Here is a 15,423-nt window from a genome sequence, read left to right as displayed (position 1 = left end):
GTCGGCCAGTTCCCGCAGCCCGGCCCGGTCCGCGAGTGCAGGCAGCGGGACCAGCCCGGCGGCCGACACGAGATTCGGGTCGTCGAACGCCACCGACGTCCGGCCGAGAGTGTGAGAGAGTCGCATCCCAGAGGTGCCCTTCCGGGTTGAGGTGTTTGGAACCGTCGCAAGTCCCAATCTCTCAGCACGGCAGGGCACCTCGTCGTTACGGCACGCTCACCCGACCAACTTCATCGGTGGATCGAGGCTTAGTGACCAGTCCCACGTGGCTCGTTATGGCGTCTCGGCTACTGGCCTACCCGTGAGGCTTATAGTCGGCGCGTGACGACTATGCACGCCAACCAGCTGCTGACACCCGCTCCTTTGGTCGACAACCCTCTTCGATGGGCTGAAACCGATCGGCCGGAGCCCGGTCCAGGGCAGATCCTCATGGAAGTCGTTGCGTGTGGAGTGTGCCGGTCCAACCTGCACATGATCGAGGGGGACTGGGTGGACGGCGGAGTGCCTGCCATCAGCCCTATCGTCCCGGGTCACGAAGTCACGGGACGCGTCGCGGCCCTCGGCGAGGGCGTTACCGAGTTCGCCGTCGGGGATCCCGTTGGCGTCCAGCCCTTGTGGTGGACCTGCGAAGAGTGCGAGTTCTGCACCACTGGTCGTGAGCAGCTCTGTCACCAGCGGATCATTACGGGCGAGCACGTCGACGGTGGATACGGCCAGTTCATGCTCGCTCACGCGGCGCACACCTATGCGGTGCCGGAGGCGCTCGACCTCGTGGAGGCGGCGCCGCTGTTCTGCCCCGGCATCACGGCCTACGGCGCGGTCGACAAGCTCGACGTCGGGCCGGGCAGCGTCGTCGCGGTGTTCGGCTTGGGCGGCGTCGGTCACATGGCAGTTCAGATGGCGGTTCTGACGGGCGCCGAAGTTGTGGCTGTCGGGCGCACGCAGGCGCACCTTGATGTCGCCCTTGAGCTGGGCGCCGCCCGCAGCGTGGACTCCACGGATCCCGACGCGATGGCAGCGATCGCGGGGACTGCAGACGCCGTGCTCACGTTCGCCGGCTCGGATGCGGTCACGGCCCAGGCCCTGCAGACTCTCAAGTGGGGCGGCACGCTGGTGAACGGCGTCCCCATCAAGCTGGACGAGTTCCACTTCAACACCGGGCAGACCATCAAGGGCTCTCTCCTGGGCAATCGTGACCAGATGCGCACCGTGCTGCAGCTTGCGGCCGAAGGGAAGATCCGCACGGTCGTCGAGAGGTTCTCGATGGAGCAGGCGGAGCAGGCGTTGGAGCGACTCGCCGCGGGATCACTGCGCTCGCGGGCGGTTCTGGTGAACGAGCACGAGTAGACCCCAAGGAGCAGCCCTAGCCGTTCGGCTACGGGCGCTGCTGCGAAGCGGCTGAATCCGCGCGGCCCGAAGCCCGTCTAGGGTCACGGCTTGACGCGGATCAGCGGCACAGGGAACTGTGCCGCGCGGATGGCCGACATGTACTCGTCAGTGATGCACGCCGTGAAGGTGTCCAGTTCGAACACCTTGAAGAGGGCCTCACGGCCGAACTTCGAGCTGTCCGCGACGAGGAAGGCTTCAGTGGCGATGGATCGCATGGTGCGCTTGACCTCGAGCTCGTAGCTCGACGTGTTGTAGATGCCGTCCTCGGTCACGGTGTCGGCGCCGAACACCGCCACGTTGACGCGCAGGTTCTGCAGTTGCTGGACCGAGGTCGGCCCCCACATCGTGTAGACATTGGGCAGCAGCTCACCGCCGACGAACACCAGATGGGCATTCTGCCTCTCGGCGATGGCCGTCCCGATCAGCAGGTCGTTGGTCACGACGGTCAACTGGCGGGCGCTCAAGTGCCGGGCAACCTCGAGAGTGGTCGAGCCGCTGTCGAGGAGGACGGTCTGCCCGGGGAGGATCCGCTGTGCCATCGCCTTGCCGATGGCACGCTTCTCGGCTTGGTGGAGGGTCTGCTTCAGGTCCATCGGCGCGTCGGTCTGCCGGACCGGAAGTGCGCCGCCGTGCGTCCGCTGCACGAGATCACGCGCCTCCAGCTCGGCCAAAGTGCGCCGGACGGTGGACTCGGTCACTCCGAAGTGCTTGGCCAGATCGGTGACCGACACGAATCCGCGCTCGAGCAGAAGCTCCACCGTCTGTGCTTGTCGCGACATTGCGACCCCCTTCCTCAGCGCACCACTCTAGCGCGCGGCTTGCGCGAAAGCGCGCAGGAGCGCGCTTGAAGGTGAGCAGAATTCTGCGGGATTCCATTGACAGCGTGCGCGAAAGGGTCGTAGCGTCGTCGCTGCCCGCCATCGCAATTGGCCGTGGCGCAGTGCACAAATCACAAGGGAGTGACCACATGAGGCACAGGAGACTTGCCAGTGGAGTCATGGTCAGCGCGCTCGCGATGGCGCTGGTGGCCTGCAGTTCGGTTAGTGAACAAGACCCGGGTGCCGGAGCGACTGGCGGCGCTGGTGCCACGGGCGGTAGCGACGGAGCGTACGTCGTCATCGTGAAGGCGACCGGCATCGGCTGGTTCGACCGCATGGAGGTCGGCGTCAAGGAGTGGGCCACGGAGACCGGGCTCGACGCTCGGCAGGAGGGCCCGTCCGAGGCGACCAACGAGGGTCAGGTCTCGATCATCCAGGACCTGATCGCGCAGAAGCCCACGGCGATCTCGGTCGTTCCGAATGACCTCGCCGGGCTCGAGAGCGTCCTCGGCCAGGCCCGGGATGCTGGCATCGTGGTCGTGAGCCACGAGGCTGTCGGCATCAAGAACGTCGACATCAACATCGAGGGCTTCGAGAACAAGGCGTACGGCGCCCAGATCATGGAGAACCTTGGCGCCTGCACGGGCGGCAAGGGCGAGTACGTCCAGTTCGTCGGTCGCCTGACGAACGGCTCTCACTCGGAGTGGGTGCAGGGTGCCTACGAGAAGCAGCAGGCTGACTTCCCCGAGATGAAGCGTGCCGAGGACCCGATCGAGTCCGAGGAGAACGAGGAGGTCGCGTACAACAAGGCCAAGGAGCTGCTCGCGAAGTACCCGAACATCAAGGCGTTCCAGGGCTCCGCGGGTACGGACGTGGTTGGCATCGGCCGCGCCGTGGAAGAGGCCGGCAAGACGGACGACGTCTGCGTGATGGGGACGAGCATCCCGTCCGTCGCTCGGGGTTACCTCGACAGCGGCGCGATCGACAAGATCTTCTTCTGGGACCCGGCCATGGCTGGCAAGGCGCAGCTGGCCGTCGCCAAGATCCTCGCTGAGGGCGGCAAGATCGAAGAGGGCACGAACTTGGGCGTGCCCGGCTACGAGTCGCTCGTCAAGCTCGAAGGGGCTGACAATGCCTTCGCCGGCAACGCCGGTGTGGCAGTTGACCTGAAGAACGTCGACCAGTACGACTTCTAGTCCGACACCTCATCGTGACTCGGGTGGCGTCGGGCCTAGCCGGCCCCACCCGAGTCACGTTGCCAAGCAGAGGGATGCCGTCATGACCCCGTCAGATGCACCCGTCCTCGAGGTCCGAGACGTCGTCAAGACGTATGGGGGCGTCCATGCCCTCAGGAACGTCTCGCTGCAGCTACTTCCGGGTGAGGTCCACTGCCTCGCAGGCGAGAACGGCAGCGGCAAGTCGACGCTCATCAAGATCATCAGCGGCGTGGAGAAGCCCGATTCGGGCACCGTCGCTATCGATGGGCAGGTCCACGCCCACCTGACGCCGAACGACGCGATCCACAGCGGCGTGCAGGTGATCTACCAAGATTTCTCGCTCTTCCCGAATCTCACGGCCGCAGAGAACATTGCCATGCTCAGCGAGCTCGCCCAAGGTCGCAAGATCTCATCCCGCAGACGTATCAGCGCAGAGGCGCGTCGGGTCGTGGCTGACCTGGGGCTACGTCTCGACCTTGAGGCTGACGTCATCGACCTACCGGTCGCGGACCGCCAGTTGATCGCTATCTGCCGGGCCTTGGTCAACGACGCCAAGGTCCTGATCATGGACGAGCCCACCACAGCGCTCACGCACACCGAGGTGGATCGTCTCTTCACGGTCGTGCGACGGCTGCAGGTTCGCGGAGTCGCGGTCATGTTCGTCAGCCACAAGCTCGACGAGGTGCTGCGAATCTCCCAACGGGTCACGGTGCTGCGCAACGGGGAGCTCGTCGAATCGGGCCCGGCCTCCGATCACACCGCTCGTTCCATCGCCAAGGCTATGACTGGCCGGGAGGTCAGCGAGGAGCGCTTGGTCAGCGACGTGGCCCCGGATGCACCGATCCTCTTGCAGGTGGAAAACCTCAGTCGCGCAGGAGGTTTCACCGACGTGAGCTTCGCCCTTCGGGCAGGCGAGATCCTCGGCATCACCGGCCTCCTTGGCTCGGGGCGCTCCGAGATCGCGGAGGCGATCTTCGGCATCCACCCCGCCGACTCCGGGACGATCCGCGTGGGCGGCAAGGTGCGACGGATTCGCTCCATCCGTGACGCAGTCTCCGCTGGCATAGGCTACGTGCCGGAGGACCGCCTCACCCAGGGACTGTTCCTGGATGTGTCGATCGCCGACAACCTCATCGCCTCATCCCTCGACAGCTACCGCACACGGACGGGCCTGCTGGACCGGCGACGGGTTCGTGACTCCATCACTGACCTCTTCCGCCGCCTGCGTATCCAGGCCCCGAACGTCGGGGCCGTCGTCCGAAGCCTCTCCGGGGGAAACGCGCAACGTGTGGTCATCGCCAAGTGGCTGGATCGCAAGCCAAAGGTGTTGATCCTCAACGGACCGACCGTCGGCGTGGACGTGGGCTCGAAGGAACAGATCATCGGAATCCTGCGCGAGCAAGCGGCCGCGGGAGTCGGCGTCGTGGTCATCTCCGACGACATCCCCGAGCTGGTCACCAGCTGTCACCGGGTCCTTGTCGTTCACGAGGGGCGTGTCGTCGCCGAGCTTTCTGGCGACCAAGTCGATGCCCATGAGATCGAGCGAAGGATGGCGGCATGAGCGGGACGCTGGCACGGTTGCGCGGCCCCAACAACGAAGGCCTTCTGGTCGCCGTCATCCTTGTGGTCGTCGTCGCGATGGCCTTCGCGAGCCCCGCCTTCTTCACGGCCAGCACCTTCTTTGCCCTGGTCCGCAGCTCAATGGTCCCCCTCATCTTCGCGCTCGGTGTGCTGCTCGTTCTGATCTCCGGAGGGATCGACGTCTCGTTCCTGGCAATCGGCATCTTCGCCGCCTACGCGTCCGTGAAATGGGCCATTGAGGGCGGTACGGACCAAGGACCGCTGCTGGTGTTCGCCATTGCGATGGCCGTGGGGGCGCTCCTAGGCCTGCTCAACGGTGTCGTCATCGCGCGCTTCCGCCTGCCCACACTGATCGTCACCCTGGGCACACAGAGCATCTTCAAGGGCATCCTCATCGCCTACGTGGGATCGGCCTACATCTCGGCTGCCCGCCTGCCTGCCTCCGTCAACGACCTCTCACGGGCTCACTTGGTGGACGTGCGGGGAGGCGGCTACCTGCACTTCATGATCGTCCCGGTAGCAATCGTCACCGTCCTCGTCGCGCTCCTGCTGCGACGGACCCTCTTCGGCCGGAGCATCTACGCCATCGGCGGAGACACTGAGGCAGCGAGGCGTGTCGGCATCCGGGTCGTGCGCACCCAGATCATCCTGTACGTGCTCGTCGGCGCCCTGGCGGCCTTCGGCGGCGTGCTACACGTCATCCTCGGGCGCAACGCGAACCCCCAGAGCCTGGTCGGAACCGAGCTCGACATCATCGCCGCCGTCGTCCTTGGCGGCGCCTCGATCTTCGGCGGCAGAGGGTCCGTGCTGGGCACGGTGCTCGGTGTCGTCCTCGTCCAGCTGATCAACAACAACCTGGTCCTCCTGGGGATCCCGAGCACATGGCAACGGGCAGCAGTGGGCGTGCTCCTGCTCCTGGGTGTCGGCATCCAGGCAGTGGCTGCCGGCCGGGCCCGGCGGCGAACCGTCGCGGTCGATGAGCCCGCTGAACCGAAGGAGGTCCTGGCGTGAGCGAGAAGATGCGTGGCCTTCGGGACGTCAACGACCGCGCCAGCTCGGCGTGGTCCTCCGCCATCGAGCGTGTGCACGTGGCTCGAGGAGTCGGCCGGATGGCGCTTCTCCTGGTGCTGACCTTCACCTTCTTCGCCATCCTCCGGCCGGGGATCTTCCTCAACTCGGTCAACCTGACCAACATCGGCATTGCAGCACCGGAGATCGGACTTCTCTCCCTCGCCGTCATGATCTCCATGCTCACCGGAGGGATTGACCTGTCCGTCGTGGCGATGGCGAACGGCGCGGCCATCACCGTGTCCTCGCTCTACACCGCGGCGCTCACCGCGCAGGGCCAAGCCGCGGCGGAGCAGATGACGCCTCTGTTCCTGCTCGCCGGCCTCGGAGTCGGGCTTATCCTCGGCGCCATCAACGGCGTGTTGATCAGCGTCGTGGGGATCACCCCCATTCTGGCGACGCTCGGCACGATGCAGCTCTACAACGGCCTCGCGCTGGTCTGGACCGGAGGCGTGACCATCTCCGGGGCCCCGACGGCGTTGCGGACCATGGGTCGGACCGGAGTGCTCGGAGTTCCCCTGCTCATGCTCATCCTGGTAGCGGCCGCCGCCGCACTGGCCGTGATGATCAACAGGACTCCGATGGGACGCAAGGTCCAGCTCCAAGGAGCCAACCCCGTAGCAGCCCGATACTCCGGCATCAGCCCCCGAAGGACGTTGATGATGACCTACATCACCAGTGGACTGCTGGCTTCCCTCGCCGGGCTGCTGTTCCTCAGCCGGAACCCGTCGGCCAGCGCCGACTACGGCAGCAGCTACGTGCTGCTGGTCATCGTGATCGTCGTCCTCGGAGGGACCAATCCCATGGGCGGCTTCGCGACCGTGCTCGGCGTCGTGCTGGCCACACTGACCCTGCAGGTGGTCTCGAGCGGCTTCACCGCGCTTCGTCTCTCCGCCTACCAGTACGCCATCGCCCAAGGCAGCATCCTGATCGGCGTCATGATTCTCGACCACGTCAAGTTCCGGCGCCGACCACCACGACCCGCACCCCCCGTGCCTCCCGACGCAGTCCCCACCCCCGTCCAGAACTGAGAACGGACCGAATGCCATGAAGAAGATCATCAACAACCCCGAGAACTTCGTCGACGAGTTCGTCGAGGGCATCCTTCTCGCACATCCGGACTTGGTGAAGACACCCGGCGACGACATCCGTGTCCTCGTGCGCGCGGACGCGCCGAACGCCAACAAGGTCGGCATCGTCACCGGCGGCGGCTCGGGCCACCTGCCCCTCTTCAAGGGATACGTCGGTGAGGGGCTGTGCTCCGGTGTGGCCATCGGCAACGTGTTCAGCTCGCCCAGCTCCGACCAGATCTTCCAAGCCACCAAGGCCGTCGACGGTGGCGCCGGAGTGCTCTACCTGTACGGCAACTATGGTGGGGACGTCTTCAACTTCGACCTCGCCAGCGACCTCGCCGAGCTCGAGGGCATCGAGACTCGCACCGTGCTGGGCCGCGACGACGTGGCCAGCCAGCCGAAGGACCGCAAGCAGGACCGGCGCGGCGTGGCCGGCATCTTCTTCGCCTACAAGGCAGCCGGTGCTGCCGCCGAGCGCGGCGATTCTCTAGACCAGGTGGCCGCTGTCGCCGAGGACGTCATCGAGCACACCGCCACCATCGGCATCGGTCTGGCACCAACCATCCTGCCGACGACGGGAAAGCCGAGCTTCGAGCTGCCGGACGGCGAGATGGAGATCGGTATCGGCATCCACGGCGAGCCCGGCTCCCGCCGCGGCCCGCTCGAGACTGCCGACGAGATCGCTGACCACTTCGTCCAGGCGCTGGTCGAAGACCTCGGCCTGACCGAAGGGGCGCAGGTGGCTGTGCTCGTCAACGGACTGGGAGCCACCCCGCTCGAGGAGCTGTACCTGCTCTACCGCCGCACGCACCAGATCCTCGCCGATCGCGGGATCACCATCGTCAAGAAGTACGTCGGCGAGTACGCGACCAGCTTGGAGATGGCGGGCGCGTCCATCTCGCTGCTCGAGCTCGATGACAACCGTCTCGCACTGCTCAACGCCCCGGCACGGTCGCCGTTCTTCCAGGAGCGCTGATCCGAGTGAACAGCAAAGAGCTGAACCAGCAGATCCGCAGCAGCCTCACCATCCTCATCGAGTCCGCTGACGAGCTGCGTGACCTGGACCAGGCACTCGGCGACGGGGACCTGGGCATCACGGTCACCGCTGGGTCGAACGCGGTCAACGCCGAGCTCGAGAAGCTCGGCGACGACGCCACCCCCACAGACATCGCGCGCACCTGCGCCAAGGCGTTCGCCAATGCGAACCCGTCCACCATGGCGGCGCTCGTGGCCGGCGCGCTGCTCAACGGGTCACGGACCTGGGAGGGCAAGACGGAGATCGGTCTCGGCGAGGCGACCGACTTCGTCGCCGCGGCGGCGGCCAGCATCTCCCAGCGTGGCAAGACCGAGGTGGGGGACAAGACCATCCTCGACGGAATTGCCGCGGCCGCTGACGCGCTTCGCGCATCGACCGACTCCACGGAGGCAACCGCTTCAGTGGTCGCCGCGGCCGGCCGCGCCGTCGAGGAGACCACCGGGCTGCAGTCACGCCGTGGACGCGCGTCGTGGCTGCAGGAGCGCAGCATCGGGCTGCCCGATCCCGGCGCGACGGCGTTTCAACGCCTCGTGGAGGCGTGGGCCCGCACATCCCAGACGTCGCACTGACAACAGCAGCACGGCCCGCAGAGCTATGCCAGACCGCCAGGTGCGCGACTGGCCATTCAACGTCGCGCACCGCGCGAGACCAGACGAGAGGAAACGAAGAGAATGAACTCCTGGCTGAATGAGGTCTTCGACGTCTCCAAGCCGATCATTGGCATGTGCCACCTGCTGCCGCTTCCGGGCGACCCCTCCTACGACGCGGCCGGTGGAATGGACAAGGTCCTCGCGCATGCGCGCGAGGAGCTGGCCGCCCTGCAGGAGGGCGGGGTCGAAGGCGTCCTGATCTCCAACGAGTTCAGCCTGCCGTACCTGACCACGACCGAGCCGATCACCGCAGTGTCCATGGCCCGCGTCATCGGCGAGGTCCGCTCGGAGCTGGGAATCCCGTTCGGGGTCAATGTCCTCTGGGACGGCGTCGCCTCGATCGACCTGGCAGTGGCGACTGGCGCGGCATTCGTTCGTGAGGTCTTCACCGGGGTGTACGCGTCGGACTTCGGTATGTGGAACACCGATGTCGGCAAGGCTGCCCGCCACCGCGCCCGCATGGGGGCGCAGGGAGTGCGGCTCCTCTACAACATCGTCCCCGAAGCGGCTGCCTACCTGGCGAGCCGCGACCTCGCCCAGCTGACGAAGTCCACGGTGTTCAACGGAGCTCCCGACGGGCTTTGTGTATCCGGCCTGACGGCCGGTGCCGCCACCGACACCTCGACCTTGGCCGTGGTCAAGGAGAACGCCGGCGATGTGCCCGTGTTCGTCAACACCGGCGTCCGGCCCGAGACGGTGGCCGAGAGCCTGCAGTTTGCGGACGCCGCCATCGTCGGCACCTCACTCAAGCGCGACGGGATCTTCGCCAACCAGGTCGATCCCGCCCGTGTCGCCGAGCTCATGCAGGTGGTGAAGGAGCTGAGGGCATGACCTTCGTCGGCATCGACGTCGGCACCTTCGAGACCAAGGGGGTGCTCGTCGATGCCGACGGCGAGGTCCTCGCCATGGCCCGCCGGCGGCATGGCATCTCGACGCCGCGCCCTGGTCACGTCGAACATGACCCAGAGTCGGACTGGTGGGCAGATGTCACCGCGATCGCGAGGGAGTTGATGCAGCATCCCCGCGGCTCTGAGGTGCGCGCCGTTGCTGTCAGCGCCATCGGCCCGTGCATCGTGGCGGTGGATGAGGACCTTAGGCCTCTGCGGCCGGCGATCCTCTATGGGGTCGATACCCGTGCCACGCGACAAATCGAGGTGTTAACCGAGCGGCTGGGCGCAGAGGAGATCTTCCGCCGCTGCGGGAACCCCTTGACCAGCCAGTCGACCGGGCCGAAGATCGCTTGGCTCAGGGACGAAGAGCCGGAAGTATGGGAGCGCGCCCGTTGGTTCATGACCAGCCAGTCCTGGCTGGTAGCGAGACTGACCGGCGAGGTCGCCATCGACCACGCCACCGCGGGCTACTTCCACCCCTTGTACAACCTCCGCGAACGGAGGTGGGATCTCTCCGGATGCGAGGACATCGTCACGGAGGACCGCCTACCCCCCGTGCAGTGGACGACCGCAGTTGCGGGGAGAGTCCACGACGCGGCGGCTGCCGCCACCGGGCTGCCGGTGGGCACTCCGGTGATCGTTGGTACCACGGACGCCCCGGCCGAAGCGGTCGCGGCGGGCGTCGTCACCGACGGCTCGCTCATGGCGATGTACGGCTCGAGCGGGTACTTCATCCGCGTCGGGTCGAGGCCGCTCACCGACAAGGCGCTGTGGGCGGCACCGTTCGTGTTCGAGGGAACGTATGTCCTGGCGGCGGGGACAGCCACGACTGGAACGGCGACACGATGGCTCGCGGACCTGCTGAATCTCACCGACACCGATGACGCGGTGACGTTCGGCCGTCTCCTGGAGCTGGCTGGGGGCTCGCCGCCCGGTGCCCGCGGCGTCATCGCGCTCCCACACCTGGCCGGGGAGCGAACGCCATTCCAGGACCCCGACAGCCGCGGCGCGGTCGCCGGCCTGGGTCTTGAGCACACGCGCGCCGACGTCGCTCGGGCCGTCTTGGAGGGGACCGGGCACGCCGTGGCCGAAGCGATCCTCACCTACGAACGGGCCGACATCCCTATCCAGCGAGTCGTGGCCATCGGAGGCGCCACCAAGAACGAGATCATCACCCGAACGGTGTCCACGGTCACCGGCCTCACCCAGCAGGTAGCCGATTCCCCGGGCGCAGCTTACGGCGATGCGCTCCTCGCCGCGCACGCGGTAGGAACTCTCGCCGAGCTGGATCCCGAGTCTCCATGGTGGCCCGAGCACCGAGCCGTGGAGCCGGACGAGCAGCATGCGACCCTGCTGCGCGCCGACCACGAGGCTTACGTCGAGCTCTACCGGGCGCTCGCGCCCTGGAGCCGCGCCAGGCGGACGGGCGAGAGGGAACCGAAGTGACGTCAGTGGACTGGCCCATGATCGCCCGCCTGGTCGCCGATGGCGTCGTTGTGTCGGCCGGCGACCGAGTCTCCGTCTTCGTGACCGACACCTCAGCAATGGATGCGGTCGCGGCCTTCGTGGAGGAAGGCTGGCGGCGAGGGGCCGTCGTGCAGGTCCTTGCCACAGACGAACGGTTCGACGCCAGCGCGCTGCGCCACGCCAACCCCGACACACTCCAGGAGCCGATGCCGCTCGAGGCCACCGCGATGAAGTGGTCCGACGTCCACGTCTCGTTCCGAGCCATGACAAGCCCGCAAGTGGACGCGGACCCCAGCCGGATCGCGGCGCTGCGCCATGGACGCGGTCTGGTGTCGGCGATGCGCTGGCAAGGCACTCGATGGGCCATCGTGCGGGTACCTACGCCCCAGTGGGCGGACGCGCTAGGCCTCGATGCAGACGTGCTCCTCCGAGAGTGGTCGGCGTCTTTCGACGCGGACTGGGCCGACGCCCACCGCCGCATGCAGGTGCTGTGCGATCGTCTGGGCGGAGGCCGCATCGCGGTGATCGAGGACACCTGGGGGCGGCTGGAGCTCGGTCTCGAAGGCAGGCGCTGGGTGCCGTTCGCTGGCGCGTCCAACTGGCCCGACGGTGAGATCGCGACCGCGCCCGTCGAGACGCAAGTTGAGGGCCGAATCCGCTTCCCGGGTGCGTTCTACTTCGGCGGGGTGCGCATCAAGGACCTTGAACTCGACCTCGAGGAGGGTCTCATCGTGGCCGAGCGCGCCTCCGAGGGAATCGACTTCGTGCGCCAGCTGCTGGATGGGGACGCCGGCGCGCGGCGTATCGGAGAGCTCGGCATCGGGACCAACGCCGCGCTCACTACCATGACTGGCGATCTGCTCATCGACGAGAAGATCTGCGGCACCGTCCACCTCGCTCCTGGCAGGGCCTACCCAGAGTGCGGCGGCGTAAATCTCTCGGCACTGCACTGGGACATCGTCAAGGACCTGCGCGGCACCGACGGCATGCCGCGCGGCTCCCTCCGGGTGGACGACGAGTGGCTGATCCGCGACGGAGTCGTTCAGGTACCCCTGAAGGAAGCCTTGGTCCCGAACACGCAGCTGTAGGCAGACTTTGGGCACCTCTTTCCGCAGCTCATCACAACGCTCCTGCGGACGCGCCCACGCGAGCCGACGACCGCACTCATCTCCGGCCCATCTGTAGGGGTCCTTCTCGGTAGGCCCACCTTGGACCCAAATCCGTTGGTGACCGGCTGGCTACGGGCCGGCGCGACTGACAGTGCAGAAATTGTGCGGAAACTGGAAGATCGGGTGACTGGCAACCGGTCAGCGCTGGGAGTCCCATGGGCTGTAAATCCGTCGCGAAAGCTACGAAGGTTCGAATCCTTCACCTGCCACGATGCGCAACGAAAAGAGGCCCTGACCTGCGGAAACACTGGTCAGGGCCTCTCGGGCGTCAGTGCGCGAAGCTAGCTTGGAAAGGTGTTCGTGGCAACTTGTCCGCGATTTCGACGCGCCAGGGAGCATGCGCAGTTCCGGAGGCTCACGACGCCCACCGGATGCATCGGAACGTCAACGGCTGTCTGTGCGGACCGCGCCGCAAGAGCGCGTGGTCCGCGGTCTCTGTGCAGGTCATCGGCCTAACGGCGACGGACGTGTGCACCGCCTCCGTGGGACTGCTGCACGGATAGGTGACATCTGATCTGTGGCGCCACGAGGCGCCGCTGGAAGGATGTGCACCGTGCCCAAGCCCTACCCCAGAGAGTTCCGTGACGACGTCGTGAACGTCGCCCGTGGCCGCGAGCCGGGACAGTCGCTCAAGCAGATCGCGGCCGACTTCGGGATCGCTGAGTCGTGTCTGCGTAACTGGATGCGTGACGCCGACGTCGAGGACGGCGTCAAGCCGGGAGCCACCGCGGCCGAGAATGCCGAGCTGCGCGAGGCCAGGAAGCGGATCCGTCTGCTCGAGCAGGAGAACGAGGTGCTCCGACGGGCCGCGGCCTACCTGTCGCAGGCGAACCTGCCGGGAAAATGATGTACCCGCTCGTCCGTGAGCTCGCCGCCGACGGGATCCCTGTCGCGGTGACGTGCCGGGTCCTGAAGATCGCCCGCCAGCCCTACTACCGCTGGCTCGCCGACCCGGTCACGGCCACGGAGCTGGCCGAGGCGCACCTGGCCAACGCGCTGTTCGACGCCCACTGCGAGGACCCGGAGTTCGGCTACCGGTACCTGGCCGACGAGGCCCGCGACGCCGGCCACCAGGCCTGCGACCGGACCATGTGGCGGGTCTGCTCCGTGAACGGCTGGTGGAGCGCGTTCGGCAAGAAGCGCGGCAAGAACGGCAAGAAGCCCGGCCCGCCGGTCCACGACGACCTCGTCAAACGCGACTTCACCGCCGACGCGCCGAACCGGCTGTGGCTCTCGGACATCACCGAGCACCGCACCGGCGAGGGCAAGCTCTATCTCTGCGCGATCAAGGACGTCTACTCCAACCGGATCGTGGGCTACTCGATCGGCGACCGGATGAAGTCGCGCCTGGCCGTCGACGCCCTCGCCGGCGCGGTCGCCCGGCGCGGTCAGGTCGCCGGTTGCATCCTGCACACCGACCGTGGGTCGCAGTTCAGGTCAAGGAAGTTCGTCCGCGCCCTACAGCGGCACGAGATGGTCGGCTCGATGGGAAAGGTCGGGGCAACCGGTGACAACGCCGCCATGGAGAGCTTCTTCGCGCTGCTGCAGAAGAACGTGCTCGACCGGCGCCAGTGGGCCACCAGACAGGAGCTGCGGATCGCCATCGTCACCTGGATCGAACGCACCTACCACCGCCGGCGCCGTCAGGACGCTCTGGGCCGATTGACCCCGATCGAGTTCGAGACCATCATGACCACACCTGCCACTCAGGCAGCCTGACCCAACCTGTCACCCGTTCGTGCAGCAGTCCCCGTTGAGGCGGAGACCCGCCCTGCCGACCAACGGTTGACCCTCGCATCCGGTAGACGAACTTGTACCTCTTCGGACAGGCCCTGTGCTGCCGTGCCGTGCGTTGGAGACCGTGAGGCGCGACGACAAACTCAGCAGCAAGGCAGGAGCCACAGATTCGTCCACGCGTGAGTGTCAGCCCCTTTCGTTATGAGCAAGTCGGCGCGCCTGTCAAACCTTGCCGGCGCTCGCACGGCGCGCCTCGGCCCTCGGCAGCTGTGCGGCGATGTCGACGACGTACTTTCCCTGACCCGCCCCAGCGGCTAGGGCGTCGTGGATTCCTGGGACCGCGGCCAGTTCGGGAACGGTGGTCAACTCGGGTACCAGGATGCCATCCCGTAACAGTTCCAGCACCTGCCGCATCGCTTTCGCAACCAGATCGGGAGAGCGCGCCATGAGCGCTGAGAGGCTGAATCCTCCTATCTGGACTCCCATTCCCATCAGGGCCCGGATGTCGGGGGTTGCGGCCATCGGCCCTCCCGGCGCGTTTCCGGAAATGATGATCCGGCTGCCCGGCCCCGAAACCTGGAGATCGAAGTCCATCATGGCGGTCCCGAGCGGATCGATGATGAGATCGATGGGCGCTCGGTGGAGCATTGCCCTCAGGGCTTCGGGAGTTGTGTCACCGCGAACTAGGACCTCGTCGTATCCGTTCGTCTGTGCCGCCGAAACCCGTGAGGGGGCGCCGACCATGCCGATGAGGCGCGCGGCACCTCGGTGTCGGGCGACCTGTGCCACTGCCCGACCGACTGCTCCGGCCGCCGAGTGCACCAGGAGTACGTCCCCGGCCCGCACCCGCCCAAAGGCATCAACCAGCAGTGCCGCGCTGGTGAGCGCCCCAGGCGCGGCAGCGGCGGAACGGTCCGAGACGCCGTCCGGAATGTCTACGGTGAGCGACCAGTCGGCCACAGCCACCTCGGCCAACCCGCCGTTGGCTGTGACGGCGCAGACTCGTCGTCCGACGCTGTCGGCCGGCACGCCGGGGCCGGCGGCGATGATCGTGCCGCTGACCTCGAGGCCGGGGGCCACAGGGTAACTGTCCGCGTAGCCCGAGTCCCCGCGCCGCTGCATGACGTCCTTGAAGTTGATGCCGGCCCAGGTGACGGCTATCGCCACCATCCCTTCGCCGGGCTGGGGTGGGTCGACCTGGGCCACGGGGCCTGACCCTGGTTCTTGGACACGCTGAATCCAGCATCTGCTGGGGAAGCGAGATGATTCTGAACCATGGCCCGCAAGAACTACTCCGAGGAGTTCCGTCGTCAGGCCGTTGACTTGTA

Annotated in this window: 13 protein-coding genes; 11 read left to right on the top strand and 2 right to left on the bottom strand. The window is 66.7% G+C overall.

The window, feature by feature from the left end; translation table 11 throughout:
- The first annotated feature begins 330 nt into the window (after window positions 1-330).
- On the top strand, window positions 331-1,347 hold the full coding sequence (locus ABWV20_RS09660) for an alcohol dehydrogenase catalytic domain-containing protein (RefSeq protein WP_353354878.1): 1,017 nt from the start codon (window positions 331-333) through the stop codon (window positions 1,345-1,347).
- Between the two features lie 83 nt (window positions 1,348-1,430).
- Here the strand turns inward: ABWV20_RS09660 and ABWV20_RS09655 are convergent, their stop codons facing one another.
- Window positions 1,431-2,168, bottom strand: coding sequence for a DeoR/GlpR family DNA-binding transcription regulator (locus ABWV20_RS09655; RefSeq protein ID WP_353354877.1), 738 nt, complete (start codon window positions 2,166-2,168; stop codon window positions 1,431-1,433).
- A 341-nt stretch (window positions 2,169-2,509) separates the two neighbouring features.
- On the opposite strand from ABWV20_RS09655, the gene ABWV20_RS09650 reads away from it, so the two are divergent.
- The 10 genes from ABWV20_RS09650 (at window position 2,510) to ABWV20_RS09605 (ending at window position 14,077) form a co-directional block, all read left to right on the top strand.
- Window positions 2,510-3,403 (top strand): substrate-binding domain-containing protein, encoded by an 894-nt coding sequence (locus tag ABWV20_RS09650; RefSeq protein WP_353354876.1) that lies wholly within the window; start codon window positions 2,510-2,512, stop codon window positions 3,401-3,403.
- 82 nt (window positions 3,404-3,485) lie between these two features.
- Window positions 3,486-4,985, top strand: coding sequence for a sugar ABC transporter ATP-binding protein (locus ABWV20_RS09645; RefSeq protein WP_353354875.1), 1,500 nt, complete (start codon window positions 3,486-3,488; stop codon window positions 4,983-4,985).
- A complete protein-coding gene (locus ABWV20_RS09640; RefSeq protein ID WP_353354873.1) occupies window positions 4,982-6,016 on the top strand; it encodes an ABC transporter permease in 1,035 nt (344 codons plus the stop codon). Before ABWV20_RS09645 ends, ABWV20_RS09640 begins: the two co-directional genes overlap by 4 nt.
- Window positions 6,013-7,104 (top strand): ABC transporter permease, encoded by a 1,092-nt coding sequence (locus ABWV20_RS09635; protein WP_353354872.1) that lies wholly within the window; start codon window positions 6,013-6,015, stop codon window positions 7,102-7,104. The genes ABWV20_RS09640 and ABWV20_RS09635 overlap by 4 nt, the downstream gene beginning before the upstream one ends.
- Before the next feature lie 16 nt (window positions 7,105-7,120).
- The gene (locus ABWV20_RS09630) at window positions 7,121-8,122 is read left to right on the top strand and encodes a dihydroxyacetone kinase subunit DhaK (protein WP_353354871.1); all 1,002 of its coding nucleotides are present in this window, start codon (window positions 7,121-7,123) and stop codon (window positions 8,120-8,122) included.
- A 5-nt stretch (window positions 8,123-8,127) separates the two neighbouring features.
- The gene (locus ABWV20_RS09625) at window positions 8,128-8,751 is read left to right on the top strand and encodes a DAK2 domain-containing protein (protein ID WP_353354870.1); all 624 of its coding nucleotides are present in this window, start codon (window positions 8,128-8,130) and stop codon (window positions 8,749-8,751) included.
- A gap of 102 nt (window positions 8,752-8,853) precedes the next feature.
- A complete protein-coding gene (locus ABWV20_RS09620) occupies window positions 8,854-9,663 on the top strand; it encodes a BtpA/SgcQ family protein (protein ID WP_353354869.1) in 810 nt (269 codons plus the stop codon).
- Window positions 9,660-11,168 carry an FGGY-family carbohydrate kinase gene (locus ABWV20_RS09615; RefSeq protein ID WP_353354868.1) on the top strand — a complete coding sequence of 503 codons (1,509 nt, stop codon included), beginning with the start codon at window positions 9,660-9,662 and terminating at the stop codon, window positions 11,166-11,168. The genes ABWV20_RS09620 and ABWV20_RS09615 overlap by 4 nt, the downstream gene beginning before the upstream one ends.
- Before the next feature lie 17 nt (window positions 11,169-11,185).
- A complete protein-coding gene (locus ABWV20_RS09610) occupies window positions 11,186-12,277 on the top strand; it encodes an aminopeptidase (protein WP_353354867.1) in 1,092 nt (363 codons plus the stop codon).
- 634 nt (window positions 12,278-12,911) lie between these two features.
- A protein-coding gene (locus ABWV20_RS09605) for an IS3 family transposase (RefSeq protein ID WP_353354865.1) occupies window positions 12,912-14,077 on the top strand; the annotation gives its coding sequence in 2 pieces (ribosomal slippage) (window positions 12,912-13,196 and window positions 13,199-14,077; 1,164 coding nt in all).
- Window positions 14,078-14,317: 240 nt separating this feature from the next.
- On the opposite strand, the gene ABWV20_RS09600 is transcribed toward ABWV20_RS09605, so the two are convergent.
- A complete protein-coding gene (locus tag ABWV20_RS09600) occupies window positions 14,318-15,301 on the bottom strand; it encodes a quinone oxidoreductase family protein (RefSeq protein WP_353354864.1) in 984 nt (327 codons plus the stop codon).
- Between the last annotated feature and the right edge of the window lie 122 nt (window positions 15,302-15,423).

Origin of the sequence: Intrasporangium sp. DVR, from assembly GCF_040365325.1 — a bacterium.
GTDB lineage: Bacteria > Actinomycetota > Actinomycetes > Actinomycetales > Dermatophilaceae > Intrasporangium.
The sequence above is the reverse complement of the archived record's forward strand: the minus strand, read 5'-3'. Positions and strand labels throughout refer to the sequence as shown.